Origin of the sequence: Streptococcus oralis, from assembly GCF_001578945.1 — a bacterium.
In the GTDB taxonomy this organism is placed as follows: Bacteria; Bacillota; Bacilli; order Lactobacillales; family Streptococcaceae; genus Streptococcus; species Streptococcus oralis_Q.
The window spans coordinates 196,547-197,154 of the sequence record NZ_KQ969551.1; the positions used below are offsets into that span (position 1 = coordinate 196,547).

The following is a 608-nucleotide window of genomic DNA, read 5'->3' on the forward strand; positions in this document are numbered from 1 at the left end:
GCAAGTTGACCAAAGAATTGGAAGAAGCTATCTTAGCTGCCGAAAAATTAGCAGACGTTGAAGAACTCTATCTTCCTTATAAGGAAAAACGCCGGACCAAGGCAACCATTGCCCGTGAAGCTGGACTCTTTCCTCTTGCTCGCTTGATTTTGCAGAATGTAGATGGCTTAGAGAAAGAAGCTGAGAAGTTTGTCTGTGAAGGATTTGCGACTGATCAAGAAGCTCTTTCTGGTGCGGTTGATATCTTGGTCGAAGCCTTATCTGAGGATGTTAATCTACGTGCTATGACCTATCAGGAAGTGTTGAGACATTCTAAAATCACTTCGCAAGTCAAGGACGAAAGTCTCGATGAAAAGCAAGTTTTTCAGATTTATTATGATTTTTCAGAGACAGTTGGCAATATGCAAGGCTATCGTACCTTGGCCCTCAATCGTGGGGAGAAACTAGGGATTTTGAAGGTCGGTTTTGAACATGCGACAGACCGTATTCTTGCCTTCTTTGCTGCTCGTTTCAAGGTGAAAAATGCCTATATTGATGAAGTTGTTCAACAGTCAGTTAAGAAAAAGGTCTTGCCTGCTATTGAGCGACGCATTCGGACAGAATTGACT

At 42.6% G+C, this 608-nt stretch carries 1 pseudogene; it reads left to right on the plus strand.

The features are described from left to right. Positions 1-608 (plus strand): annotated as a pseudogene (locus SORDD16_RS03660) (Tex-like N-terminal domain-containing protein); the annotation flags it as partial.